Annotated in this window: 22 protein-coding genes and 1 pseudogene; 10 read left to right on the forward strand and 13 right to left on the reverse strand. The window is 63.0% G+C overall.

From position 1 onward, the window contains the following. Position 1: 1 nt before the first annotated feature. Genes AC1DZU_RS24295 through cpaB form a run of 5 tightly spaced genes read right to left on the reverse strand, consistent with a single transcriptional unit; the run spans position 2 to position 5,345 of the window. Positions 2-1,423, reverse strand: a complete 1,422-nt coding sequence (locus AC1DZU_RS24295) for a TadA family conjugal transfer-associated ATPase (protein WP_095087881.1) — start codon at positions 1,421-1,423, stop codon at positions 2-4. Then, on the reverse strand, positions 1,420-2,634 hold the full coding sequence (locus AC1DZU_RS24300) for a CpaE/TadZ family protein (RefSeq protein ID WP_477289049.1): 1,215 nt from the start codon (positions 2,632-2,634) through the stop codon (positions 1,420-1,422). Before AC1DZU_RS24300 ends, AC1DZU_RS24295 begins: the two co-directional genes overlap by 4 nt. A 32-nt stretch (positions 2,635-2,666) precedes the next feature. Continuing rightward, complete coding sequence (locus tag AC1DZU_RS24305) at positions 2,667-2,936, reverse strand: hypothetical protein (RefSeq protein WP_477289051.1); 270 nt, start codon at positions 2,934-2,936, stop codon at positions 2,667-2,669. A gap of 4 nt (positions 2,937-2,940) precedes the next feature. Continuing rightward, entirely contained in the window at positions 2,941-4,386 is a 1,446-nt protein-coding gene (locus AC1DZU_RS24310) for a type II and III secretion system protein family protein (RefSeq protein ID WP_477289053.1), read from the reverse strand. A 32-nt stretch (positions 4,387-4,418) separates the two neighbouring features. Further along, positions 4,419-5,345 (reverse strand): Flp pilus assembly protein CpaB, encoded by a 927-nt coding sequence (gene cpaB / locus AC1DZU_RS24315; RefSeq protein WP_245331172.1) that lies wholly within the window; start codon positions 5,343-5,345, stop codon positions 4,419-4,421. 237 nt (positions 5,346-5,582) lie between these two features. Between cpaB and parE the strand changes: the two genes are divergently transcribed. Continuing rightward, positions 5,583-7,637, forward strand: a complete 2,055-nt coding sequence (gene parE / locus AC1DZU_RS24320; RefSeq protein WP_477289056.1) for a DNA topoisomerase IV subunit B — start codon at positions 5,583-5,585, stop codon at positions 7,635-7,637. A 44-nt stretch (positions 7,638-7,681) separates the two neighbouring features. Further along, the gene (locus tag AC1DZU_RS24325) at positions 7,682-9,748 is read left to right on the forward strand and encodes an FUSC family protein (RefSeq protein ID WP_477289058.1); all 2,067 of its coding nucleotides are present in this window, start codon (positions 7,682-7,684) and stop codon (positions 9,746-9,748) included. On the opposite strand, the gene AC1DZU_RS24330 is transcribed toward AC1DZU_RS24325, so the two are convergent. Continuing rightward, a complete protein-coding gene (locus AC1DZU_RS24330; RefSeq protein WP_477289060.1) occupies positions 9,745-10,866 on the reverse strand; it encodes a DUF2336 domain-containing protein in 1,122 nt (373 codons plus the stop codon). The genes AC1DZU_RS24325 and AC1DZU_RS24330 overlap by 4 nt on opposite strands. Before the next feature lie 152 nt (positions 10,867-11,018). On the opposite strand from AC1DZU_RS24330, the gene AC1DZU_RS24335 reads away from it, so the two are divergent. Together AC1DZU_RS24335 and AC1DZU_RS24340 are read left to right on the forward strand one after the other, a co-directional pair. After that, the gene (locus AC1DZU_RS24335; RefSeq protein WP_027045910.1) at positions 11,019-11,471 is read left to right on the forward strand and encodes a MaoC family dehydratase; all 453 of its coding nucleotides are present in this window, start codon (positions 11,019-11,021) and stop codon (positions 11,469-11,471) included. Next, the gene (locus AC1DZU_RS24340; RefSeq protein ID WP_477289062.1) at positions 11,471-12,352 is read left to right on the forward strand and encodes an HpcH/HpaI aldolase/citrate lyase family protein; all 882 of its coding nucleotides are present in this window, start codon (positions 11,471-11,473) and stop codon (positions 12,350-12,352) included. The genes AC1DZU_RS24335 and AC1DZU_RS24340 overlap by 1 nt, the downstream gene beginning before the upstream one ends. On the opposite strand, the gene AC1DZU_RS24345 is transcribed toward AC1DZU_RS24340, so the two are convergent. Further along, positions 12,349-12,957: a flavin reductase family protein gene (locus AC1DZU_RS24345; RefSeq protein ID WP_477289064.1), complete on the reverse strand. Its 609-nt coding sequence runs from the start codon at positions 12,955-12,957 to the stop codon at positions 12,349-12,351. The genes AC1DZU_RS24340 and AC1DZU_RS24345 overlap by 4 nt on opposite strands. A gap of 1 nt (position 12,958) precedes the next feature. Beyond that, the gene (locus AC1DZU_RS24350) at positions 12,959-13,543 is read right to left on the reverse strand and encodes a nitroreductase family protein (protein WP_477289066.1); all 585 of its coding nucleotides are present in this window, start codon (positions 13,541-13,543) and stop codon (positions 12,959-12,961) included. A 158-nt stretch (positions 13,544-13,701) separates the two neighbouring features. Here AC1DZU_RS24350 and AC1DZU_RS24355 point away from each other — a divergent pair, with 158 nt between their 5' ends. Further along, positions 13,702-14,667, forward strand: a complete 966-nt coding sequence (locus tag AC1DZU_RS24355; RefSeq protein ID WP_477289068.1) for a hypothetical protein — start codon at positions 13,702-13,704, stop codon at positions 14,665-14,667. Between the two features lie 24 nt (positions 14,668-14,691). Here AC1DZU_RS24355 and AC1DZU_RS24360 read toward each other — a convergent pair whose 3' ends face one another. Next, positions 14,692-15,630: a lysophospholipid acyltransferase family protein gene (locus AC1DZU_RS24360; protein ID WP_477289070.1), complete on the reverse strand. Its 939-nt coding sequence runs from the start codon at positions 15,628-15,630 to the stop codon at positions 14,692-14,694. A gap of 84 nt (positions 15,631-15,714) precedes the next feature. Beyond that, positions 15,715-17,691 (reverse strand): threonine--tRNA ligase, encoded by a 1,977-nt coding sequence (gene thrS, locus AC1DZU_RS24365; RefSeq protein WP_477289072.1) that lies wholly within the window; start codon positions 17,689-17,691, stop codon positions 15,715-15,717. 249 nt (positions 17,692-17,940) lie between these two features. Between thrS and AC1DZU_RS24370 the strand changes: the two genes are divergently transcribed. After that, positions 17,941-18,786 carry an SAM-dependent methyltransferase gene (locus AC1DZU_RS24370; RefSeq protein ID WP_477289074.1) on the forward strand — a complete coding sequence of 282 codons (846 nt, stop codon included), beginning with the start codon at positions 17,941-17,943 and terminating at the stop codon, positions 18,784-18,786. On the opposite strand, the pseudogene AC1DZU_RS24375 reads toward AC1DZU_RS24370, so the two are convergent. Together AC1DZU_RS24375 and yidD are read right to left on the reverse strand one after the other, a co-directional pair. Then, positions 18,782-18,982 (reverse strand): annotated as a pseudogene (locus AC1DZU_RS24375) (class D beta-lactamase); the annotation flags it as partial. The gene AC1DZU_RS24370 and the pseudogene AC1DZU_RS24375 sit on opposite strands and share 5 nt — an antisense overlap. Positions 18,983-19,118: 136 nt before the next feature. Next, positions 19,119-19,487 carry a membrane protein insertion efficiency factor YidD gene (gene yidD, locus AC1DZU_RS24380; RefSeq protein WP_477289076.1) on the reverse strand — a complete coding sequence of 123 codons (369 nt, stop codon included), beginning with the start codon at positions 19,485-19,487 and terminating at the stop codon, positions 19,119-19,121. 403 nt (positions 19,488-19,890) lie between these two features. On the opposite strand from yidD, the gene AC1DZU_RS24385 reads away from it, so the two are divergent. Continuing rightward, a complete protein-coding gene (locus AC1DZU_RS24385) occupies positions 19,891-20,787 on the forward strand; it encodes a LysR substrate-binding domain-containing protein (RefSeq protein WP_477289078.1) in 897 nt (298 codons plus the stop codon). A 6-nt stretch (positions 20,788-20,793) separates the two neighbouring features. Here AC1DZU_RS24385 and AC1DZU_RS24390 read toward each other — a convergent pair whose 3' ends face one another. Next, on the reverse strand, positions 20,794-21,240 hold the full coding sequence (locus tag AC1DZU_RS24390; RefSeq protein ID WP_477289080.1) for an iron-sulfur cluster assembly scaffold protein: 447 nt from the start codon (positions 21,238-21,240) through the stop codon (positions 20,794-20,796). Between the two features lie 239 nt (positions 21,241-21,479). Here AC1DZU_RS24390 and folE point away from each other — a divergent pair, with 239 nt between their 5' ends. The 3 genes from folE (at position 21,480) to AC1DZU_RS24405 (ending at position 23,667) form a co-directional block, all read left to right on the forward strand. Then, a complete protein-coding gene (folE, locus tag AC1DZU_RS24395; protein ID WP_457154069.1) occupies positions 21,480-22,115 on the forward strand; it encodes a GTP cyclohydrolase I FolE in 636 nt (211 codons plus the stop codon). 34 nt (positions 22,116-22,149) lie between these two features. After that, positions 22,150-22,611: a phosphoribosyl-AMP cyclohydrolase gene (hisI, locus tag AC1DZU_RS24400; RefSeq protein ID WP_477289083.1), complete on the forward strand. Its 462-nt coding sequence runs from the start codon at positions 22,150-22,152 to the stop codon at positions 22,609-22,611. An 81-nt stretch (positions 22,612-22,692) separates the two neighbouring features. Then, on the forward strand, positions 22,693-23,667 hold the full coding sequence (locus AC1DZU_RS24405; protein WP_477289085.1) for a patatin family protein: 975 nt from the start codon (positions 22,693-22,695) through the stop codon (positions 23,665-23,667). The last annotated feature ends 32 nt before the right edge of the window (positions 23,668-23,699 follow it).

Consider the following 23,699-nt stretch of genomic DNA (forward strand, 5'->3'; position numbering starts at 1 on the left):
GCTACTCCTGCGGCCGGCCGGGTTCGAAATATCGTCCGGGGAACTCGATGCCCATGGCGCGTAAATCCTCGAGAAAACGCGGCCGGATGCCGGTCGCCTCGTAGTGGCCGAGGATCTTGCCGTCGGCGTCCATGCCGGTGCGCACGAAGCGGAAGATCTCCTGCATCTGGATGACATCGCCTTCCATGCCGGTCACCTCGGCGACGCTGGTCACCTTGCGCTTGCCGTCGGACAGGCGCGTCAGCTGCACGATGAGGTCGAGCGCGCTGGCGATCTGGCTGCGGATCGACTGCACCGTCATCGGCATGCCGGTCATGCCAAGCATCTGCTCCAGGCGCGAAATGGCGTCGCGCGGCGTGTTGGCATGGATGGTCGCCATCGATCCTTCGTGACCGGTGTTCATCGCCTGCAGCATATCGAAGGCTTCCTCGCCGCGGCACTCGCCGAGGATGACGCGATCGGGGCGCATGCGCAGCGCGTTCTTGACCAGATCGCGCTGCTTCAGTTCGCCATGGCCCTCGATGTTGGCGGGACGCGTCTCCATACGCGCCACATGCGGCTGCTGCAGCTGGAGTTCCGCCGCGTCCTCGATGGTGATCAGCCGCTCATCTTCCGGGATGAATGCCGACAGCGCGTTGAGCATGGTCGTCTTGCCGGTGCCAGTGCCGCCTGAAATGATCGTCGTCTTGCGGGCATGCACGGCCGCCGCCAGCACTTCGGCCATGTTCTGGGTGATGGCGCCGAATTCGACCAGCTTGTGCAGGCCGAGCTTGTTCTTGGAGAATTTGCGGATCGACACCAGCGGCCCGTCGACCGCAACCGGGCGGATGGCCGCGTTGAAACGCGAGCCGTCCAGCATGCGCGCGTCGACCATCGGCTGCGATTCGTCGACACGGCGGCCGACTGCGGCGACGATCTTGTTGACGATGCGCAGCAGATGCGCCTCGTCCTTGAACGGAATATGGACGGGCTGCAGCTTGCCCTTCTTTTCGACAAAGCAGTTCTGGTGGCCGTTGATCAGGATGTCATTGATGTCGGGATCCTTGAGCAACGGCTCCAGCGGACCGAGGCCGACCATCTCGTCGACGATGTCGTCGACCAGCGCGTCAAGCTCGACGGTGTTGATCGCCATCCGCTCCTGCTTGGTCTTTTCCGACACGAAATCAAATACTTGCCGGCGCATCTCATCCTTGGGCAAACGCTCGAGCGCGACAAGGTTGATCTCCTCGAGCAGCAGCCGGTGGATACGCACGCGCGCATCGAGCACCTTGTTGGCATTCTTTGCCGGTGCGGCTTCCGGCTTTGCCGTCAAAGCCTTTCGGTTCGTCGGAATGACGACGGCATGATGCGCGACCGGCATCGGCTCGGCAGCGCGCTGCGGACGCGCATCGCGGTTCTGCAGGGTGGAAAAGCGGCTGGTCATCCGGCCTTCCTCTTCAGCAATCCCCGGCCCATGCCAAACAGCGAGCGCGATTTCGCCCGGGGTTGGACTGCTTCCTCCGGCAGGATGATCTTCTTCAGATCGTTGACGACATTGGCGTTCGGGTCGATCTCGTGCAGCGGCACGCCCCGATCGACCGCCTCGCGCACCAGCCGGTAGTTGTTGGCAATGCCGCCGACGAAATGCTCGCCGAGGATTTCCTGGACGTCCGCCTGCTTGATGCCGTTGTCGAACATCTTTTGCTCGAAACGGTTGACGATGACGTTGGGCTTCACTTCCTTGCCGGCGGTCTCGTAGACCGCCTGGATCAGGCGCTGCGTGTGGCGCAGGCACGGCACCGTCATTTCGGCGACGATGTAGAGTTTGTTGGAACCGAGCAGCACCGTTTCCGTCCACGGAAACCAGGTGCGCGGCATGTCGATGACGACATTGTCGAAATAGGCCGAAACGAGGTCCAGCATCCGCACCACGACATCGGTCTTGAACGAGCGCATTTCCGCCGGATGCGTCGGCGCCGCCAGTACGCAAAGCCCGCTGGCATGCTTCGACAGCATCACGTCGAGCAGTTGCCGGTCGAGGCGTTCGGGCTGGTTCTCGATTTCGGTGATGTCGAAACGCGGCTCGAGGTCGAGATATTCGGCACAGGCGCCCTGCTGGAAATTGAGGTCGACCACGCAAGTCGACGCGCCGCGCGTCACCGAGTGATGCAGCTGGAAGGCGGTCTGCAGTGCCAGCGTCGTGGTGCCGACGCCGCCCGCGGCTGGCATGAAGGTGTAGATCTGCGACTCGGTGTTTTCCTCGCGCCCGGGCCCTTGCAGCGCCCGCACCACGGAGCGCACCAGGTCGGCGGTGGTGATCGGCTTGACCAGGAAATCCGCGACCTTGAGCTGCACCAGGATGCGCACCGCAGCGGCATTGAACTCCTGGGTGACGACGACGACCGGCACCTTGTCCTCCAGCCGGCGCATGATGCGCTGCAGCGACTCGACCTCCTCCAGCCTTGCCGCATCCATGTCGACGATGATGGCGCCGAAGTCGGCCTCCTGGATCTCGCCGCGCAGCTCCGTGACATTCTTTTCCACTGTCGACAACTGGATGACCTCGGAGGCGGCGAATGCGGTCCGCGTGTCCTGCACAAAGGTCCTGTCGGTCGATACGAGCAGGATCTTCCTGGTCTTGATGCCGTTTGCCATTCTGTCTGCCTGTCCGGTCGCCGCCTGTTGGATCAGTTGCCTGTCGTGGATTGCGACGCCTTCACGCCGGCCGCCTGATCGGGAGTGATGGCCACCGCGTCGCCGCGCTGGGCTGGGACGAGAAGTTTTGTGTTCTGGACACCGTATTTCCAGGGATCGACCATCTGCATGACGGTGTCGGCGGCTTGCGCATTGCCAGCGGCCGGCGTCACCCCTTCGGTGCGCACATAGTCGTCGCTGGTGCAGCCGGCGGCGAAGCCGGCCAGCAGCAAGGCGATGCTCGATATCAAGACCAGACGCATGGTTTCAGTCCTTCGGCAGGTCGAGGAAATGCCCGACCGTGGTAACGGCAGCCGGTTGGGCGACTGTGCCGCCGGCCATTGCCAAGGCGCGATTGGTATCGGATGTCTTCACTTCGTCGGTGTTGTTGAGAAAATAGTCGGCGTTGCTGGCCGCCTGCGTACCGTCGGTCGGCACGATGAGTTTCTTCGACGGATCGACCGGCTTGACCAGATAGGGCGTGACGATCATGACCAGGTCGGTCTCGCGCCGCTGATAGGATTTCGACGAAAACAGCGCCCCGAGAACCGGCATTTTGCCAAGACCGGGGATGCGCGACGTGGTGATGTCGTTTTGCGACTGCAGCAATCCGGCAATCATGAAGCTCTGGCCATTCTTCAGGTCGACCGACGTCCTGGCGCGGCGCACGATGAAGCCGGGCACCGAAATGCTGCCGATATTGTAGGAGGCCGACGCGTCGATCGAAGAGACTTCCGGCGCGATGTCCAGGCTGACCAACCCGTCCTTCAGCACCGTCGGCGTGAAATCCAGGCTGACGCCGTATTTCTTGTAGCTGACCGAAATCTTGCCGTTGTCCTCGGAGACCGGGATCGGAAATTCGCCGCCGGCGAGAAAGCTTGCCGTCTGGCCGGAACGGGCGATCAGGTTCGGTTCGGCCAACCGACGAGCCAGGCCGCGTTCTTCCAGCGCCTTGATGGCGATATCGATCGACACACCGTTCGACAGCAACCGGCCGATGATCTCGCCGGTCCCGGCCCCCGGCAGGGTACCCGGATCGATCGTGACGTCGCGCCCGCCGAGGCCGTAGGCGAAATTGGCGCTGTATTTGGCGCCGAGATCCTGACCCGCCTGGCGGTTGATCTCGACAAAGCGGACGTTGAGCTGGACTTGCTGCGACGACGAGATGTTGACCGAGTTGATCACCTCCTCGGCGCCGGAAAAACGCGTCGCGATCTTGTTTGCCTTTTCGGCGGCGACTGCGTCATCGGCCTCGCCCGACAGCACGACACGGCCATTGGCCGAGCCGACCTTGATCCTGGCGTCCGGCACGCTGGCGCGGATGGTGCTGGCCAGTTGGTCGGTGTCGAGCGTCACCTCGATGTCGACGGTGCCGACAAGCTGCTTCTTCTCATCGAACAGCGCGATGCCGGTGGTGCCGAGGTTGTTGCCGAGCACGTAGAAGGATTTGTCGGTCAGAGGATTGACGTTGGCGATCTCCGGATCGCCGATGACGATCTGGTAGAAGGCGGCGCTGGTCATGATCGTCTTCGGCTTGCCCTTGGCCACCTTGATCGACGCATTCTTGGTCGTCGACACATAGACGATGTCGTTGTCGGCCCTTGCCGAGGCGCCGAAGGCCAGCATCCCTGCGGCAGCCAGTGAAGCCGCCACAGCCACGGTGCGCAACACGCGCAACCGTCCCATGACCCGATATGTAATCAGCCCGAACATTGTCCCGTCCCTCACCCAGTCCCCACTGGTTTCTATTGCTGGTCCGGCGAAGGAACCTGGTATTCCTCTGCCTTCGTCCCGCGCGTCACGATGACCGTCTTGAATTTCGGTTTCTCCGGCTCTTTCGCCACGGCATTGAACAACGAACTGGCCGCGGCCTGCACGTTGGAGGCGACCGATCCGCCAAACGAAGAGATGGTGGTGACGCCGTTCTTGCCGTCATCGCCTTCGCTGGCGGAGCGGAGCGACAGCGACAGCGAGCCGACGGTGCGGGCAAGTGCCACTTTCTTCGCGCCTTCGGTGGTCACCTCGATGGTCACGGAATTGGCAATCTGCGGCGTTGTCTGGCGCTCGTCGGCGCCCTGCCCGACGCTCAGCACCTTGGCATCGGAGACGACGATTTCGGAGGTGATGGTCGAACCGGCGGCACCTTGCGCGTTCTTGGCCACCTCCTGGATTTCGCCCGCATCGCGTGTCAGCACGACATCGACCCGGTCGCCCGGCGTGACGAAGCCGCCGACACCGGCAATCTCGTCGGTGCGGATGGTCACCGCCCGCATTCCGGGCGTCAGCATGTTGGAGAGCGTCGCGCGGCCATTTGGCCCCGACAGCTTGGTGAGCAGCACAGGCTCGTTGACCTCGATCGGCGTCAGCACGACGCGATTGCCGTCGCCAAGCAACCCATCGATGGTCGGGAAGGCGCCCTGCGGCAGGGAATCCTGCGGCCAGGGAATTTCGCTGAGCTTCGTGCGGTCGAGCTCCATGCCATAGCGCAACGGAGCATTGGCCACCACGATGGTCTTGAACTCGATCTTGGGTGCAACTGGCGCGGGGATCGACGCCGTCTTCGCTTCGCTATCTGCCCTGGCCTGGCTCTTGACCCAGAAATCCGCGGCAAAGATCGATATCGCGCCAAAAACGGCGGCGATGCCGATCATCGATATGGCCTTGCCCCTCACGCCCGAAACCCCTGATGCCCGCAGTTTCTTGTTTTGTTGGGTTCATGCTAGGCGGCATTGTTAAAGAATCAGGAATCCAACGCGGTGGCATTTGACCTATTTCCGCCGGATTGGTTATCGAATGGTTCTGCGCTAGGACGGGCAATTCCCCGAACGGAACAGGAACCTCGGTCGCTTGGCGCTGAAAAGCGTGCCAGTATCGCGAGGTGATTCGCAGCATTGGACTCTATGGCAGGCATGGACGACAACAACGATCTTTTCGGCAATCTGGACAAGCAGCCGCAACCGGTCCGCACACCGGCGCGCCCGGCGGATCCGCTGGTGCAGGCGACCAGGCGTCCCGCCGCGACCAAGGATGGCAGCGAGGGCTATAGCGCCGCCGACATCGAGGTTCTGGAAGGGCTGGAGCCGGTGCGGCGCCGGCCAGGCATGTACATCGGCGGCACCGACGACAAGGCGATGCACCACCTGTTCGCCGAGGTCATCGACAATTCGATGGACGAGGCGGTTGCCGGCCATGCCACCTTCATCGATGTCGAGCTCTCCGCCGACGGCTATCTTGCCGTCACTGACAACGGCCGCGGCATCCCGGTCGATCCGCATCCGAAATTCAAGAAGCCGGCGCTCGAAGTGATCATGACGACGCTGCATTCGGGCGGCAAGTTCGACTCGAAGGTCTACGAGACGTCAGGCGGCCTGCATGGCGTCGGCGTCTCGGTGGTCAACGCACTGTCGGACCATCTCGAGGTCGAGGTCGCGCGGGGCCGCCAGCTTTATCGCCAGCACTTTTCGCGCGGCGTGCCGGTAACCGGCCTGGAACAGCTGGGCGAGGTTCACAACCGGCGCGGCACAAAGATCCGCTTCCACCCCGATGAGCAGATTTTCGGCAAGGGCGCTGCGTTCGAGCCGGCGCGGCTCTACCGCATGACACGCTCGAAAGCCTATCTGTTCGGCGGCGTCGAAATCCGCTGGACCTGCGACCCGTCGCTGATCAAGGAAAAGGACCAGACGCCGGCCAAGGCCGAGTTCCATTTTCCCGGCGGCTTGAAGGATTATCTCAAGGCATCGCTTGGCGACGAGTTCCAGGTGACGCGCGAAATCTTCGCCGGCAAGAGCGACAGGCAAGGCGGCCATGGCTCGCTCGAATGGGCGGTGACCTGGTTCGGCGGCGACGGCTTCATCAATTCCTACTGCAACACCATCCCGACCGGCGAAGGCGGCACCCACGAGGCCGGTTTCCGCAACGTGCTGACGCGCGGCCTGCGCGCCTATGCCGATCTCGTCGGCAACAAGCGCGCCTCGATTGTCACCTCGGAAGACGTCATGATCTCGGCGGCGGGCATGCTGTCGGTGTTCATCCGCGAGCCCGAATTCGTTGGCCAGACCAAGGACAGGCTGGCGACGATCGAGGCAATTCGCATTGTCGAGACCGCGATCCGCGATCCGTTCGACCATTGGCTGGCCGACAATCCGCAGGAAGCCTCGAAGCTGCTCGAATGGGTGATCGCGCGCGCCGACGAGCGGGTGCGCCGGCGCCAGGAAAAAGAGGTGTCACGCAAGAGTGCGGTGCGCAAATTGCGGCTGCCGGGCAAGCTCGCCGACTGCACGCAGAATGCCGCGGCCGGCGCCGAACTGTTCATCGTCGAAGGCGACTCGGCCGGCGGCTCGGCCAAGCAGGCACGCGACCGTGCTAGCCAGGCCGTGTTGCCGCTGCGCGGAAAAATCCTCAACGTCGCCAGCGCCGGCAATGACAAGCTTGCCGGCAACCAGCAGATTTCAGACCTGATCCAGGCGCTCGGCTGCGGCACGCGGTCGAAATACCGCGACGAGGATTTGCGCTACGACCGCGTCATCATCATGACCGACGCCGACGTCGACGGCGCCCACATCGCTTCGCTGCTGATCACCTTCTTCTACCAGGAGATGCCGGCGCTGGTGCGTGGCGGCCATCTCTTTCTGGCGGTGCCGCCGCTATACTCGATCCGGCAAGGCGGCAAGGTCGCCTATGCCCGCGACGACGCACACAAGGACGAGCTTCTGCGCACCGAGTTCACCGGGCGCGGCAAGGTCGAACTTGGGCGCTTCAAGGGGCTGGGCGAGATGATGGCCGCGCAGCTCAAGGAAACCACCATGGATCCGAAGAAGCGCACACTGCTTCGCATCGATGTCATCGACGCCGAGGCCGCCACCAAGGACGCGGTCGACGCGCTGATGGGCACCAAGCCTGAAGCCCGCTTCCGCTTCATCCAGGAACGCGCCGAATTCGCCGAGACGGAAGTGCTGGATATCTAGCCGCCAGCCGGTCCATAACAGGCTCGACTTGCGGAGACCGGCATGTGACCTGGGCGCGGCTGAAAGGCTATTTCGAAACCAGTTTGGCCGGGCTGACGCAACCTACGCGTTCGGACTGGATTTTCTCGCTGCGCACCGTTTCGGCCGGCCTGATCGCGCTTCTGGTCGCCTACGCCCTTGAGCTCGACCACCCGCAGTGGGCCATGATGACGGTGTTCATCGTAGCCCAGCCCGTCGCTGGCATGGTGCTGGCGAAGGGCTTCTACCGGCTGCTCGGCACGCTTGCCGGCGGCATAGCGGCGATCGGCATCACCACGATCTTCGGCACCAGCCCCTGGGTGCTGGTGACGGTGCTTGCCGTCTGGATCGGCATCTGCACCTTCGTCTCGTCGCTGCTACGCAATCCCGAAGCCTATGGTGCCGCCCTTGCCGGTTACACCGCGATGATCATCGGCCTGCCTGCCTTCGGACAGCCGCACCTCATCGTCGACCTCGCGGTCGCGCGCTGTGCCGAAATCGTGCTCGGCATTGTCTGCGCCGGCCTGACCAGCCGGCTGATCCTGCCCAAACTGGCCAGCGACGCCATCGTCTCGCGGTTGAAACGCTGCATCCTCGATCTTGCCACCTATGCCGGCGGCGCATTCTCCGGCGGCGATCCGGCGATCCTGTCGGGCCTGCACCGAAAGCTGGTCGCCGACACCCAGACGCTTGGCGAGATGCGCGCCTATGCCAGACTCGAAACGGCGAGCTTCGCGCCGCGCGCCCATCCGGTCCGGCGCACTATCGGACAACTGCTCTCCGCCCTGTCGGCGGCACGCGCGCTGCATTCGCACGCTGCGCCGAAGAACGCAGCACTCATTCCGGTGCGCTCTGAGTTGCAGGCACTGGTCAGCGAACTGGCCGCCAAACCCGGCGCGCTGGACGACACCGCCCCCTGGGTGGCCCGGCTCGACGCGATCTCGGTCAAGGCCCGGCAAATGCCCGATGCCTCGGCCGATCCGGGCGACGACAGGGTTGGCACCATCACCCGCCTCACCATCGCCGCCGATTTCGCCGAGGCGCTCAAGCAGGTGCTGCGCGGCCTCGACGCCTTGCGCGCGCCTGTCACGCGCCCTGCCGGGGGCAGCAGGCAACCCGCACTGGTGGTGCACCGTGACTACGCCGGCGCATCGCGCAATGCCGTGCGCGCTGCCCTTGCCACCTTGCTGGTCACGGCCTTCTGGCTGACGACGAAATGGTCGGAAGCGGCAGGCACAGTCATTCTCGTTGCCGTCGTGTCGAGCCTGTTTGCCGCTCGCCCCGACCCTGTCCAAGTGTCCTGGGGCTTCTTCAAGGGAACGCTGCTGGCGCTTCCCTTTGCCTTTCTCATCGGCCAGGTCGCATTGCCCGCTTTGCCCGGCTTCGGCTGGTTCATGCTGTTTGTCGTGCCGATCCTGGTGCCGACTGCGCTCGCCATGGCCAATCCGCGCCATGTCGGCGTGGCGACGGCCTTTGCCATCAACTTCCTCGCCTTCCTCAGTCCGCATCAGGCGATGACCTACAATCCTGGCCCGTTCTTCGCCGGCTCGGCGTCGATCCTGGTCGGCATCCTGCTGGCGATCGGTGTCTTCATCCTCGTGCTGCCCGCCGATCCATGGCTTGCGGCCAACCGCATCGTGCGCGCCATGCGCGAAGATCTGGCGCGGCTTTGCCTGCATGAGCGCGTGCCGAGGCGTTCAGCCTTCGAGAGCCTCGCCTATGACCGCATCAACCAGCTGATGCCGCTGGTGCAGAATGCCGGCAGGAAGGGCGACACGGTTCTGGGCGGAGGCGTCGCCGCCGTCACCGTCGGCTTGGAGATCCTGCGGCTGCGCGACGCAAGCCAGGGCAATGCCATGCCATCCGAGACCGCGCTTTCGATCGCCAATTTTCTGAGGGGGCTGGCGCGCGAACTGCTCTTCCGCGCTCCCGGCGATCCGCAGACGTCGACCGTCGCCGTCGCCCGGCAGTATGCGACGAGCTTAGCGCAGCGCAACGCCACCGGCGAGATGCTGCAGATCGCGGCATCGCTGCGCATCATTGCCGCCGCGATGGAAGATTTTCCCGATTTCTTCGCGAGGGATAAAGGCTAGGCCGCGGCGATCGCCAGCGCGTGCCCCCGCGCATTCTCGCGCAGCGCATCGAGATGGATCGACTTGACCAGTGTGGCGAGATCGCTTTGCGCTGACTGCCCGCCCAATTCCTTCAGCATCAGCCAGCTGACTTCTTGAACGCCGGCAACACGTTTGCCGTTGGCCACCTCGCGCCAGATTTTCAGCGCGCGCAGGATGATGGCATGCGTGACGGCGGCGAGGCCGGCGCTGCGAAACAGCGCCTGCAAGGCCACATCGTGCCCGCCGGCCAGCAGCGCCCTCACCCTTTGTTCGGATTGCTGACTGAGCGCGACCAGCGCCGAGCCGAAGAAATCGACCTTGCCATGCGCGATGGTGCGGATGAGGAAGCTCGCGGTGAGATCACCGCGCAGCCTGAGATGCTCGATCAGCGCCGCATGTTCTTCCTGGCGCGTGCCCTCGATCAGCGTCACCGAAGCCTTGACACAGGCGTCGCGCGTCACGCGGTCGGCTCGCGCCGCGCCCATCAAGGCCATGACCAGGGGCGAAGTTTTTAGCATCTCGCCGAGCTTGACGAGCAGCATGTGCCGGCAGTCGGCAGGCAGGCGGGCATCTGATATCAGCGCCTCGCGCACCAGGGGCAGATGGCCGTGGCGTTCGGCCATACGGCGGAAGCTGAGCGAGGCGATGTCGGCGCCGCTGTTGGCGAGCAACACGGCGCAGGCTTCCGCCTCGCCGATCTCAGCGATGGCCGCCGACAGCGCCATTGAGACGAACGGCCGGTCGGCGATCAATTTTTGCGTCACCTTCGGACTGCTGGCCACGCGATTGATCAGATCGGTATCGGTGAGTAGCGGCGAGCGTGCCAGCACCACGCCGGCCACTTCCGGCTGATCGGAGGCCAGCGCGCTGATGATCTGCAGCGGGGCGTGCTGGCTCATCGACAGCGCTTCGGCCATCGCCAGGCGCACCTTCGACGAGGCGTCGTCGAGCAGTAGCGTCAGCGCCGCCTCGGCGGCGCAGCGGTCCTCGAAAGGCAGGTCGGAATTGACGTAGGCTCGAGCCAGCGCATTGGCCGCGGCGGCGCGCTCCGAGACCCTGGCGGTGCAAATCCATTTCAAAAAATGCGAAACAACCATTACCGCCTGCTTACGCCCCTTGCCAGAATGCTCCTGGCCCCGTGCAGACGGTAGGCAGAAAAGGTTTACGAACGGTTCACCATGTTCATTAACTGGCTTGCGAGCCCTGAATGCAGCGCCTATCAACCCCACAGGCGGTAGAGGAGCAGGATATGGCCGGGCTTTATTTGGAAGAGTTCGTCGTCGGCCATGTCTTCCAGCACACGCTGCGCAAGACCGTCACGGAAAGCGACAACATGCTGTTTTCGGTGATGACGCTGAACCCACAGCCTCTGCATATCGACTTCGATTTTGCCGCCAAAAGCGAATGGGGCAAGCCGCTTGTCAACTCGCTGTTCACGCTCGGCCTCATGATCGGTATTTCGGTCAACGACATCACCGTCGGCACCACGGTCGCCAATCTCGGCATGAAGGAAACCGTGTTTCCGCACCCGGTCTTCCATGGCGACACCATCCGTGTCGAAACGACGGTGATTTCGGTGCGTGAGTCCAAGTCGAAGCCCGACCGCGGCATCGTTGAATTCGAACATCGCGCCTACAATCAGAACGGCGATCTCGTCGCCAAATGCACGAGGCAAGCGATGATGCTGAAGAAGGCCGCCTGATGCGTTCGCTGTTATTCGTCCCCGGTGATTCCGAGCGGAAACTGGAAAAGGGTTTTGGCGCCGGCGCCGACGTGGTCATCGTCGATCTTGAGGATTCCGTGGCGCCGCAGAACAAGGCGCTGGCGCGCGAAATCGCGGCGCGCTTTATCGCCGAACGCAGGGCGCAAACCGGCTCAGTGATCTATGTGCGTGTCAACGATCTGTCGACCGGCATGACGGATGACGATCTGGCTGCTGTTGTTTCAGCCAGGCCCGACGGCATCATGCTGCCAAAATCGAACAGCGGCCTAGATGTGCAGCATCTCTCGGCAAAGCTCAGGGTTCACGAGGCCGAAAGTGGCCTCGCCGACGGCGCGATCAAAATCCTTCCGATCATCACTGAAACCCCCGCAGGCGTGCTGGCGGCAGCCACCTATGCCGGGACAAGCGCACGGCTTGCCGGTCTCACCTGGGGCGCCGAGGATCTGTCGGCGGCGATCGGCGCGCGCACGGCCCGCGACGAGCGCGGCGGCTACACCGACGTGTTCCGCTTGGCCCGCACCATCACCATCCTTGCCGCGGGTGCGGCGGAGGTTGCGGCGATCGACACCGTCTTCCCGAATTTTCGCGACATGGCCGCCTTCGAAGCGGAATGCGCCGAGGCCGAACGCGACGGCTTCACCGGCAAGATGGCGATCCACCCCGATCAGGTGCCCGTCATCAACGCAGCTTTCACGCCTTCGGCCGAAGCCTTGAGGCAATCGGCGGCAATCGTCGCGGCTTTCGCGGCTGCGGGAAATCCCGGCGTCGTCGGCATCGACGGCAAGATGGTCGACCGCCCGCATCTGCGACTGGCCGAAAGGCTTCTGGCGCGGGCCAAGGCGGCCGGGATTTCAGTTTAGTCCTTTTCCCAGCGCGGCCGACGCATCGGAAACACCTCGGTGACGCTGGCATAGTCCATGTAGCCGAGACGGGCGACATTGCCGGCCTTGGTGATGTCGAAGAGGCCATCCTTCAGGAAGGCATCGTCGATGTGCACGCCGACCACTTCGCCGGCGACGACGACAGCGCTCGTCGGCGATCCGTCCAGCGCCTTTGGCCGAAAGACTTCCGTCACCCGGCATTCGAGCGCGGCCGGTGCTGCCGCCACGCGCGGTGGCGCGACGAGGCGTGACGGCGCCATGGCAAGGTCTGCATAGTCGAACTCATTGACGCCGCGCGGCGCGTCGACCGACGTGCGGTTCATTTTCTCGGCGAGATCGCGGCTGACCAGATTGGCGACAAACTCGCCGGTTTCCTGCGCGTAGGTGGCGCTGTCCTTTTCGCCTTCGGAGGAAAACCAGACGATGAAGGGCCGCGTCGAAAAGGCATTGAAGAACGAGTATGGCGCGAGATTGATCTCACCGGCCCTGTTCAGCGTCGATATCCAGCCAATCGGACGCGGCGCCACAATCGCCTTGGAAGGATCGTGCGGCAGCCCGTGGCCCTTTGAAGGTTCGTAGAACATTTCAGCCCGCCCATGGCCCCGAATAATCGGCATAGAGCTTCGCCGGATCGGGCCGGGGCCGCTCCGGCGCCGGGCCGGCGTAGGAGCCGATATGGACGAAGCCAATGACGCGCTCCTGCGGTGCCAGCCCCAGCAGCGCCCTACCCTCCGGCACATCCGAATACCAGTTGCTGATCATATTGGTACCATAGCCCAAAGCATTGGCTGATATCATCAGGTTCATCGCCGCCATGCCGCCTGACAGGAACATCTCCCATTGCGGGATCTTTGGATTCTCCCTGGGAATCGACACCACGCCGATCACCAGCGGCGCACGCGAGAACCGCGCCAGTTCCTGGTTGCGGCGGCCTTCCGGCAACGGCCCCTCCCGTTGCTCGGCAAGCGCGGCCAATTGTCTGCCGATCTCGACGCGGGCGTCGCCGCGATAGATGATGAAGCGCCAGGGTTCGAGCCGGCCATGGTCGGGCACCCGCGAGGCAGCAGTGATCATCGTCGCGATCTCCGCATCGCTCGGCGCCGGCTCCTTCAATTCAGGGATTGGTGCGGAGTTTCGGGTCAGCAGGAAATCGATGATCGGCGACGCCATGGGCGCAAGTCTCCTAAAACACTCTGTTTTGAGCTGAAGCGCACCATCGGGAATTCGGGCGGCTCGGGCAATAGCGCGGGGCGCGCCGGACGGAAGAGTCGTATCAGTTGGACTCTTAAGCCTTGAAATTGCCACCGCCATGGGCTTCAACGCAAGGCATGTTTGAGGGGACACTGCGTCTTTTCCTGGTCTGGTTGGTCGCCTTGCTGTTCATGGCGCCGGTTTCGCTCGCCATGGCACAGAACGCGGATGGCGTTGGCAATCTCAAGCTTCCCGGAATTTCGAGCTACGCGACGCCGAAAAGCGAGAGGTCGCTGGCGCTCGGCAGCGCCGGCGCCATTACCCTGTCCGCCCAATTGACCGACAAGGGCGCCGACATCACCCGTGGCATCGTCTGGCGCGTCTTCAAGCCCGAGGCCGTCAACGGCAAATTGCCGATGGTCGCCTCCTCGCATGGCGGCACCGCCGTCTTCCAGCTCGAACCCGGCAGTTATCTGGTTCATGCCTCCTATGGCCGGGCCGGCGCCACCAAACGCATCACCGTCGTCGGCAAGGACGCCAAGCGCGAAAGCCTCGTGCTCGACGCCGGCGGCCTCAAGCTCGACGCGGTTCTGTCCGGTGGGGTGCGCATTCCACCGAAGAACCTGCGCTTCTCGATCTACGAAGGCACCGCCGCGCCGAATGGCGAGCGCGCGCTGATCATTCCCGATGTCGAACCCAACAGTGTCGTGCGGCTCAACGCCGGCACCTACCATGTCGTCTCGACTTATGGCGCGGTCAACGCGGTCATCCGCTCCGACATCCGCGTCGAGGCCGGCAAGCTGACCGAAGCCACCGTCGAGCATCATGCTGCCGAGATCACGATGAAGCTGGTGCGCGAAACCGGTGGCGAGGCGATCGCCGACACGTCCTGGTCGCTGCTCAACGAATCCGGCGATCCGATCAAGGAATCCGTCGGCGCATTCGCCTCGATGGTGCTCGCCGAGGGCGACTACACCATCATCGCCAAGAACCGCGACCGCATCTACCAGAAGGATTTTACGGTCGTTGCTGGACAGAACCAGGAAATCGAGGTTCTGGCCACCGAGGCCGCGGCGATTGATCCTGAAGAAGGTGCTGATTAACCGTCCGCCGCAGGCTTGCCGACTTCAGGCCGCCAGCTTGTTCCGTGCCGGCAGGAACGGAAGCCGGCGACGCGCCACGTTTGGCGCCAGGTCAAAGACGCCGCGATAAAGGCGGTCGAGCAATGCCTTGCGGTCGCGCAGTGGCTCCAGTTCGCTCCAGCCCAACACATCGCCGACGCGAACCTCGATCGCCTTGCCGGACAATCGCGCGAATTCGCGGATGAGCAGCGACGTGCGCAGCGTCAGCGACGCCTTGCCGACGAATTTCGCCAGGCGGCCATCGCTCTCGGCCATGTTCATCGGGCCGCTGACCAGATGGAACAGCCGGCCGTTCTGTCCGGAAAAATGCAACGGAATGACCGACGCCTTGGCATCCTGGACGAGACGGGCCGGAAACATCTTCCACGGCAGGTCGCGCGCCCGGCCAAAGCCCTTCGGCGCGGTGGCGACGCCGCCGGCCGGAAACACCACGATGGTGACGCCCTCTTTCAAAAGCCGAACCGCCTCGTGGCGTACGGCCATGTTGTTCTTCAGCGCGTCCTTGGTCTCTGAAAAGTCGATCGGCAGCGAATACGGCTCCATCTCGCGGATCTTGAGCAGATCCTTGTGGATCATCACCCGGAACGGACGCCCCAACTGCTCTGCCAGCGACAGCACGGCGATGCCGTCGCCGATGCCGAACGGATGGTTGGCGACGATCACCAACGGTGTATCCGGCAATTGCGCCGGCGGCCATTGATCCGCTGTCCGCACCCGGACGTCGATCAGGTCGAGCATGCGGCTGAACACGCGCTCGCCGGTCGGCACCACCTGGCGGCGCCAGAAATCATAAAGCGCGGTGTAACGGTCGCGGCCGGACAGGCCCTCGATCGAATGAATGAACCAGCGCGTCAGCACCGGCTGGCGCGGATTGGCATAGGAAAGCTCGGGAAAGGACCGTTCGCGCAATTTCAGCTTGAGCATAAGCGCTCGTTACAAGGTTGGCGTGACAGGGATATGAAAATGGCGGTGGATCGCTCCACCGCCATGTCGTCGGGACCATGCAGATCAGGCAGCGCGCTTGCGCCTGCGGTCCGGCGTGACCGCTTCTTCGGTCAATTGCGCGATTGCCTGGGCAAGGCCAAGCGATTCCTGGTCGCGCGAGCCCAGCCGACGCATGTTGACCGTCTGCTCTTCCGCCTCGCGCTTGCCGCAGACGAGGATCACCGGAACCTTGGCCAGCGAATGCTCGCGGACCTTGTAGTTGATCTTCTCGTTGCGCAGATCCGCCTCCGCCAACAGTCCGGCGGCCTTGAGCTTTGCCACCACCTCGGTCGCATAATCGTCGGCGTCCGACGTGATCGTCGCCACCACCACCTGCAGCGGCGCGAACCACAGCGGGAAATGACCGGAATAGTTCTCGATCAGGATGCCGAGAAAACGCTCCATCGAACCGCAGATGGCGCGATGCACCATGACAGGCTGCTTCTTCTCCGAATCCGAGCCGATGTAGAAGGCGCCAAACCGTTCCGGCAGGTTGAAGTCGACCTGCGTCGTGCCGCACTGCCATTCGCGGCCGATGGCATCCTTCAGCACATACTCGAATTTCGGTCCGTAGAAGGCGCCCTCGCCCGGGTTGATCGAGGTCTTGATGCGATTGCCCGACCGCGTCCTGATCGTGTCCAGCACGCTGCCCATGATCGCCTCGGCGTGGTCCCACGCCTCGTCGGTGCCGACGCGCTTGTCCGGCCGCGTCGACAGCTTGACGCTGATTTCGTCGAAACCGAAATCGGCATAGGTCGACAGGATTAGATCGTTGATGCGCAGACATTCCGATGCCAGCTGCTCCTCGGTGCAGAAGATATGCGCATCGTCCTGCGTGAAGCCGCGCACGCGCATCAGCCCATGCAGCGCCCCCGACGGTTCGTAGCGATGCACATTGCCGAATTCTGCAAGCTTTACGGGAAGATCGCGATAAGACTTCAACCCGTGCTTGAAAATCTGCACATGGCCCGGACAGTTCATCGGCTTCAGTGCGAAGACGCGGTCGTCGTCCGTATCGTCACCGGCGACCGTCACCTTGAACATGGCGTCGCGGTACCAGCCCCAATGGCCCGAGGTCTCCCACAGGCTCTTGTCGAGCACCTGCGGCGCGTTGACCTCCTGATAGCCCTGCTCGTCAAGCCGGCGGCGCATGTAGTTGACCAGGTTCTGGAACATCTTCCAGCCCTTGGCGTGCCAGAAGACGACGCCCGGCCCCTCTTCCTGGAAATGGAACAGGTCCATCTCGCGGCCGAGTTTCCGGTGGTCGCGCTTCTCGGCCTCCTCCAGCATCGTCTGGTAGGCATCGAGCTGCGCCTGGTCGGCCCAGGCGGTGCCGTAGATGCGCGTCAGCATCGGGTTGTTGCTGTCGCCGCGCCAATAGGCGCCGGCCACCTTCATCAGCTTGAAGGCATTGCCGATCTGCCCGGTCGAGGCCATGTGCGGCCCACGGCAAAGGTCGAACCAGTCGCCTTGCGCATAGATCTTGAGGTCCTGATCCTCGGGAATGGCGTCGATCAGTTCCAGCTTGTAGCGCTCGCCCTTGTCGGCAAACACTTTTTTCGCCTTGTCGCGCGACCAAACTTCCTTGGTGAACGGCTTGTTGCGCGCGATGATCTCGCGCATCTTCTTCTCGATCACCGGGAAATCGTCGGGCGTGAAAGGCTCGTTGCGGGCGAAATCATAATAGAAGCCGTTCTCGATCACCGGCCCGATGGTCACCTGCGTCCCCGGCCACAATTCCTGCACGGCTTCCGCCAGCACATGTGCGGTGTCGTGGCGGATAAGCTCCAGCGCGCGCGGGTCGTCGCGGGTGACGATCTCGACCTTGCCGGACTTGCCCAGCGGATCGCTGAGGTCGCGCACGACGCCGTCGATGCTGTAGGCGACCGCCTTCTTGGCCAGCGATTTCGAGATCGACTCGGCAAGCCCGGCACCGGTCATCGCCGCGTCGTATTCGCGGACGGAGCCATCGGGAAATGTCAGGGAAACGGAATTCAGCATGTGGTTCTCCTATCCAGTCCCGCAAACGAGCGCGGGTGGTCAACTGCATGTCGTTCAGAGTGAGCAACGCTTTGGGCGACATGCATGGGGGTAAAGCCGGATGCGTCCGGCGGCGGGCGGGTTTTAGAGGCAGCGCCGCGACAGGTAAAGAGCGCTGATTGGCCTGGCCGTCAGGAAATGTCGCCAGAGATGTCGCAGGTCGGTCGTCAAGGCTTGCGAATATCGCCGGCATGGCCTGGAATCCCCGACATGGAAGACGCATCCCCCAGTCGAACCGCCCTGCGCGTCGCGCGCTTGAGGGCTCTCCATCAGATTTCACCCGAGGCGGCGCTGTTTCGCGACCCATACGCAATTGCGATTCTCGGTGAAGGTGCTCCCGCCGAGCAACAGCTTGCGCAAGAGGACCCCCACGGCCAGCGCATGCGCCTGTTCGTGGCGGCGCGTGCCCGCCTTGCCGAGGATTGGCTGGCGGCGGCGGCGCGTCGTGGCATCCGCCAGCTCGTCGTGCTCGGTGCCGGCCTCGACACGTTTTCGCTGCGCAACCCTTACCCGGATCTCTTGGTGTTCGAGGTCGATCATCCGGCAACCCAAGCCTGGAAACGCAAATGTATCGCCGACGCCGGCCTGGCCGAACCGCCCACCACCACATTCGTGCCGGTCAATTTCGAACGGCAGCGTCTGCCAGAAGAGCTGGCATCGGCTGGCTTGAAGTCAACCGAGCCGAGCTTCTTCATCTGGCTGGGGGTCGTGCCATACCTGACGAAAGTCGCGATCTTCAACACGCTGTCCTACATCGCCACCACCCCGGGTTCGGAGGTGGTGTTCGACTATAGCGAGCCGTATGAGAATCGCGACGCGGCCGGACGGGCCGCCCTGGCTTTCTACGCGGCGCGCGTCGCGTCTGTCGGCGAGCCGTGGATCAGCTTCTTCGTCCCTGGCGAACTGGCGAAATCACTCTCCGGTCTCGGATTCGATGAAATCGAAGATCTAGAAAGCGGGGATATCGCCACCCGTTTTGCCAGGGCACCAAGGGGAGCGCCGACCAACTCCGGCGGCCATATCATTCGCGCGCGCCGATCGGCGGCAGGTCCCTGAACGTCGAATCCGGGCTGAACCTCCGATCGCACAGACCATCCCGGTAAAGCGGCTTGCCGTTCGCGGCGTCGAGGATCAGCGTGCACTGCACATCCCCAAGCGGCGCCGATTGCGCGCGCAGCGGAAATCCCAGCAGCCACGCCAGCAGGAACAGGATCGCGGCAAAGATGAAGGGAAGACGGTCGATATTTCGCATTTGATGCTCGCTCCAGAGGGGGGTCCGCGAGCGGCTTAGCTAGGTCTCTTGTCTCGATTTTGTCTCAAATGCGCAGTCTTTGTGCAGCTTCGCGTTAACCCTACCGGATCGTAAACAGAAAGCTTGTCAGGCTCGATCAGCCCTGCGGCTGGCCGCGCTTGTTGCCGATCCGCCAATACCGCCACGGTGCGAACCAGACGTAGCGATCCGCCAGCACCTCCGGCACGAGGTCGATGCCATGCGTCCCGAAGGGCCCGCAGCGCAGCACCCGGAAAAATCCCATCCAACCGCCGGCCCACAGGCCATGGCGGGCGATCGCCTCATGCGCATATTCGGAACAGGTCGGCAGGTGCCGGCAGGAATTGCCGACGAAGCCCGACAGCGTCAGCTGGTACAGGCGCACAAGCGATGTGCCCAGGAGCCGGCCGGGTGTCTTGCGCCACGGGCCGGGCCAGTTGCGGCCGCGCTTTGGCGCTCCGGCTATATGCCCATGCTGGTGGCCCACCGCAGTCTCCGCTCCAGAGCACGATCCCGAAAGTGGGAACCGGTTTCCTCGGACAAACGGAAACCGTTTGTCCAGATAAAATCGCGCTTCCCACGCGATAGATGTGGGCTTCGGCTGGAGAACGCAATCCCTTCTGCCCACTCGCCATGCCATCAGGGTCGGGAACGGCGAAACGGCGGCCGGCCGGCCGAAGGCGCCCACCGATCAGGACTGACCGGCTCTTCGAGGTGCTTTGCATGCGGTCTGCCGTCACGCCATTGGAACGTTACGATCCGCATGACATCGCCGAAGATGCTCAGGATCTGGATCATGACCGTGTCTCCTTTGACACGGATTAGACCGCCGCTGGCCTTCGCCTTCAAACGAGTATAATTTCCACTTCGGATAATCTGAGGTTATGCGAATGAAGCGGGGACGCTTGCCGCTGACGGCATTGAGGAGCTTCGAGGCAGCAGGCCGGCATCTAAGCTTCAGCAAGGCCGCCGAGGAGCTTTTCGTCTCGCAGGCGGCGATCAGCCGGCAGATACGAGAACTAGAGGTTCTGATCGGCAGGCCGCTGTTCGAGCGGCTTCATCGCAGGGTTGAACTGACGGAAACAGGGCAAACTCTCCTAACTCAGTTAACCACCAGCTTTGACGACATCGATCGCCGGCTATCACAAGTCCTCAGCAAGCCGGCCCAGAGCCCATTGCGGGTCAGCGTCGAACCGTCCTTTGCTGGCGAATTTCTGATACAGCGACTGAATTCGTTTCAGCAGCGCCACCCAGAGATCGACATTTCAGTCGACGCGGACTCTCGGCTCATAGAGTTTCGTGGACACGAAGCGGAAATCGCGATTCGATACGGAGCGAATGCCCGGTCTTGGCCGCGCACTCAAGCGCGGCATCTGGTCGACGTTCTGGTCACCCCGGTCCTTGCAAAGGAATTGCTCTCGTCGGGCGTCCCTCTGACATCGCCGGCCGACCTGCGGCACTATACGTTGCTCCATGACTACAATCGCGACGGCTGGGCGACATGGTTTCAGGCTCTGGGCCTTTCAGATCTCGCCCAGCAGAGAGGACCACTTTATACGGATGCAGCGCTTGCCATGCAGGCCGCGAAATTGGGGCACGGCGTCGCTTTGGGCGACCGCATCCTGAACGGCGCAGATCTTCGGGCCGGTCTCTTGATTCGTCCATTTGAGATGGAAATCCCTTATGGCGCGTATTGGCTTGTCGCGCCCGATTTCCAGCGCCTCAGCCGACAGGCGGAGATTTTTGCGGACTGGCTTGTCGACGAGCTCCGCGGGACCGAGGGATAGCGAAGTCTACGCCGCCTCTTCGGCGCGCTTCTTCTCGATCTGGCCGATCGCGTCGACCACGGCGTCGAAGGTCAGCATGGTCGAGGCATGCCGCGCCTTGTAGTCGCGCACCGGTTCCAGATATTTCAGGTCCGCGAAGCGGCCGTCAGGCGGGGCGCCATTTTCCTTCAGCATCTTCAGCATGGTGTCGCGCACCGCGCGCAACTCCTCGGCACTCGCGCCGACGACATGCTGCGCCATGATCGAGGATGACGCCTGGCCGAGCGCGCAGGCCTTCACGTCGTGGGCGAAGTCGGTGATAACGCCGTCCTCCATCTTGAGGTCGACGGTGACGGTCGAGCCGCACAGCTTGGAATGCGCCTTTGCGGTCGCGTCAGGATGGTCGAGGCGGCCGATGCGGGCGATGTTTCCGGCAAAACCGAGAATTTTCGCATTGTAGACGTCGTTGATCATTATTTTCCAATCCGTCGCCGCCAAGCGAACAGCGATTGCCGCTGTCGTGTCTTCCTTTCGCGCGTCATGACCTTATATAATGCTGGCAGTCCGGTATCGACAAGACAACGAAAGCCAGTGTCCTTGCCGGGAAGTTCACGCCACTTACGGGGCTGGAAACCGGGCAAGTTTCCGACACCGAAAGGTCGTGGTCCGTTCAACTCGTTCCTCCGCCGAGAGGGACTACGGGAGACGCCTTTATGGATGCCGTCATCAAGAAACTCATGCCCCAGTCAGCCTATATGGAGAAGCCGGTCACCGATCGGCCGAGCGAAGCCGAAGTCGAGGCCGCCGTGCACACGCTTTTGCGTTGGACCGGCGACAATCCGGACCGCGAAGGGCTGGTCGACACGCCGAAGCGGGTAGCCAAGGCCTTCCGCGAAATGTTCGGCGGCTACGACATGTGCCCGTCGGAAGAGCTCGGTCGTACCTTCGAGGAGGTCGCCGGCTATGACGACCTGGTCATCGTCAAGGACATCCAGTTCCACTCGCATTGCGAACACCACATGGTGCCGATCATCGGCAAGGCGCATGTCGGCTACCTGCCGGACGGCAAGGTCGTCGGGCTGTCCAAGATCGCGCGCGTGGTCGATATCTTTGCCCACCGCCTGCAGACCCAGGAAGCGCTGACGGCGCAGATCGCCGGCGTCATCCAGGATGTGCTCAATCCGCGCGGCGTCGCCGTCATGATCGAGGCCGAGCACATGTGCATGGCCATGCGCGGCATCCGCAAGCAGGGCTCAACCACCCTCACCTCGACCTTCACCGGCGTCTTCAAGGATACGCCCGAAGAGCAGGTTCGTTTCGTCACGATGGTGCGCGGCGGCGGGGCGTAAACCCTTAGCCAATATCGCTAGATAAGGACCGGCGATGTCGGCACTGGAATTTCCGAAAGCTCCGTCGGACAAGAAAGCGTTGGAGGAAGGCGCGGTGCTTTCGCCGCGCTTCGACGCGAGCGGTCTCGTCACGGTCGTCGTCACCGACGCCGAAGACGGCATGCTGCTGATGGTTGCGCACATGAATGCGCAAGCACTGGCGCTGACGCTGGAGACAGGCATCGCCCACTACTGGTCGCGCTCGCGCAACGCGTTGTGGAAAAAGGGCGAAACGTCAGGCAATTTTCAGCATGTCGTCGAGATGCGCACCGATTGCGATCAGGATGCATTGTGGCTGCGCGTCAAAGTGTTGGGCCACGACGCAACCTGTCACACCGGCCGACGTTCATGCTTTTATCGGACGGTGGGGCTGGTCGACGGCAAGGGGACGCTTGTTGACGACGGCAGCAAGCCGCTGTTCGATGCGGAAACCACGTATCGAAAACCGTCAGCTTGAACCTTCTGCCTGATCCAAGTCACATAGATTCACCATTTCGATACGGCCCGCCTTTATATTAGCCGTGGGACAAGGGAGATCATGATGCTCGAGTGGGCGTCATTGCGTAACAAACCGGATGTCAGGGAGGCCAATGGCCTGTCCTCGTCCGGCGGCGCATCCGAAACAAAACCACCAAGGAAAACCGGTATTTCGCTCGCCCTGGGCGGCGGCTGCGCCAGAGGCTGGGCGCATATCGGTGTGCTGCGCGCGCTTGACGAAGCAGGCATCGAAGTCTCGATGATCGCCGGCACGTCGATCGGCGCGCTGGTCGGCGGCTGCTATCTCTCAGGCAAACTGAACGAACTTGAAGAATTCGCCCGCAGCCTGACCAAGCGACGCATTTTTGGCCTGCTCGATCTCAACCTGCGCGGCAGCGGCCTGTTCGGCGGCATGAAGCTCGACGCCCGGCTGCGCGAGCACATGGCCGGCATCCGTTTCGAGGACCTGGCCAAGCCGTTCGTCGCAGTCACCTCTGAAATCCGCACCGGCCACGAAATCTGGCTGTCGAGCGGCTCATTGATTACGGCAATGCGCGCCTCTTATGCGCTGCCCGGCGTGTTCGAGCCGGTGAATTGCAACGGCCGCGTCTTGGTCGACGGTGCGCTGGTCAACCCGGTGCCGGTTTCGGTCTGCCGCGCCTATGAGCAGCCGCTCGTGGTGGCGGTCAATCTTCACTATGACCTGTTCGGACGCGCCGCCGTCATCAAGCACAGCGCCGGCGAGCTGGTCATCGAAAACGATGCGCCGCGGCCCGGCCGGGTCGATGCCGAGCACCAGTCGCATCAGACGCGGCTCGGCATCACCGGCGTCATGGTCGAGGCCTTCAACATCATCCAGGACCGCATCTCGCGCGCCAGGCTTGCCGGCGATCCGCCCGACATGTCGCTGCAGCCGAAGCTCAGCCATATCGGCCTGACCGAATTCCATCGCGCCGACGAGGCGATCAGCCTCGGCTATCAGGCAACGATGGCGCAGATCGGCGAACTGACGCGGCTGCAGTCCGTTCTCGCCTGATGCAGGTCTCCCAAGGCACGGAAACAGGCGCT

The organism is Mesorhizobium sp. P2_A12, assembly GCF_056405075.1.